Origin of the sequence: Mesorhizobium sp. M7A.F.Ca.CA.002.04.1.1 (genome assembly GCF_004022805.1) — a bacterium.
In the GTDB taxonomy this organism is placed as follows: Bacteria; Pseudomonadota; Alphaproteobacteria; order Rhizobiales; family Rhizobiaceae; genus Mesorhizobium; species Mesorhizobium ciceri.
Genome location: NZ_RZPL01000913.1, coordinates 1 through 1926, shown reverse-complemented (window position 1 = coordinate 1926; position 1926 = coordinate 1). Strand labels below are relative to the sequence as shown.

Genomic DNA, 1926 nt, shown 5'->3' with positions numbered 1-1926 from the left:
CCGTTCCAGATGGTCAATGTCGGCGCCTGCGACGGCGCGCTCTTCGACGATGTGACGCCGTGGCTGCACAGGATTCCCGGTGCACGCGCGATGCTGGTCGAGCCGATCCCCTACAATCAGAAACGGCTGCGCGCCAACTACCCCGACATCAGCCGCTTCATCATCGAGCCGGTGGCGGTGACGAAGACAAAGGGCACGATCACCGTCCACACTTTCGATGCCGCCGCGCTCGAGGCCGGCACGCTGCCCATCGAATTCATCGGCTGTTCGTCGGTCACCGACACCAATCTGATGTCGGGCAAGAATGCCTGGGGCGAGGCCGACGCCAACTTCAACAAGTTCGCGCCGCATCTCAGGGACATCGAGGTGCCATCCGAGACCTTGCTGACGCTGCTCGACCGCAACGGCATCACCCATATCGACGCCTTCCTCGTCGATTGCGAGGGCGCCGACTGGATCGTCTTCGAACAACTCGACCTCAAGCGCTACCGTCCCGGCATGATCAAGGTCGAGGTCGGCGCGCTGCCGGCCGCCGAGATCGGCCAGGTCGTGGTCAAGCTGAAGACATCAGGCTATCAGGTCGGTTTCCAGGCCGAGGACATCTGGGCCTTCGTGTGAAGGAAGATAGAGCAGACGACCCCCTCCATTGCTACAAAGACGTGGCCTAGTCCTCTCTGAACGCACGACTGATCTGATCGGAAAGCGGCTTCACGAAATATGAAAACGCAGACCGTTCGTGGGTCTTGATAAAGGCCTCAACGGGCATTCCCGGAAGAACAATGAGTCCGTCTAGCCGCGCCAGTTCTTCGGGCGCTACCACGAAGCGCACCTGATAGTAGGAAGATCCTGAGCGCTCGTTAGTCGTCAGGTCAGCTGCAATACGGACAACCGTCCCATTGAGTTCTGGCGTGGTACGCTGATTGAATGCCGAGAGGCGTAGCACTGCCTTCTGCCCAAGCTCAATCTGGTCGATGTCGCGCGGTGCGATCTGGGCATCCAGCGCGAGCCCGCCGCTATCGGGAACGATCGACATAATCACATCCCCTGGCGAAATGACGCCGCCGACAGTGTGAAATGCCAGTTGGTGCACGATGCCAGCCTGTGGAGCGATGATGTCGATTCGCTTGAGTTGATCCTCGGCCGCGATCTTTCGCTCGATATATTCTCCGATCTGACCTTGCACTTCACGAAGTTCGGCGCTCACTTCAGTTTTCAGGTCGGAGTCGATCTGCAGGATCTGCAGTCTAGCTTCCGATATTCGGCCTGCTGCTTGAGCCTGGCCGGCCATCGCCTCGCCTCGATCACCGCCGAGGGTCGCCGCCTCTCGCTCCAGGTCGTTCAATCGCAACACAGAAACAATGCCCTTTGCCCGGAGCACTTGAAGCGAGGCGATCTCGGCATCAAGCACAGAGAGCCCACGATCAAAGGCTGTTTCGCGAGACTTCAGGCCATCGATCTCATGCGCGAACTGCTTAATTCTTTCGCGCAACTGGGACTTCTTCCCCGCTCGGTCTTCCTTCCTGAACTCAAACAGTCGACGCTCACTCTGAACGGCTGCGGCGATATCGGTGTTGTCAAGCCGGGAAAGTAAAGTTCCTGGAAACGCAATCTGGTCTTCGTCGTCGCGCTCGGCCTCAAGTCTAGCGAGCCGTGCAGTCAATTCGTCCAGCCTCTTGGTGACGATTCCAAGGTTTGCCCGCGCTTGCGTTGCATCGAGGCGCACAAGTACATCTCCGGCAGCAATCTTCTGCCCCTCCTTGATGAGAATCTCGCTGATAACGCCTCCAGTCAAATGTTGGATTTTCTTGACATAGCTATCGACGACAAAGGTGCCGGAAGCCACGACTGCACCAGAGAGATTGGTTGCGGCCGCCCACCCGCCTATGCCTCCCACCAAGAAAACGCAGGAAGTGCCGCCAATGCAGA

2 protein-coding genes are annotated in these 1926 nt (G+C 58.5%); one reads left to right on the top strand and one right to left on the bottom strand.

Annotation, left to right across the window (positions count from 1 at the left end):
* The coding region (locus tag ENZ75_RS30360; protein ID WP_164888127.1) for an FkbM family methyltransferase at nucleotides 1–618 on the top strand (618 nt) is incomplete at its 5' end.
* A 46-nt stretch (nucleotides 619–664) separates the two neighbouring features.
* Here ENZ75_RS30360 and ENZ75_RS30355 read toward each other — a convergent pair.
* Complete coding sequence (locus ENZ75_RS30355) at nucleotides 665–1921, bottom strand: HlyD family type I secretion periplasmic adaptor subunit (RefSeq protein ID WP_128278567.1); 1257 nt, start codon at nucleotides 1919–1921, stop codon at nucleotides 665–667.
* Nucleotides 1922–1926: the final 5 nt, after the last annotated feature.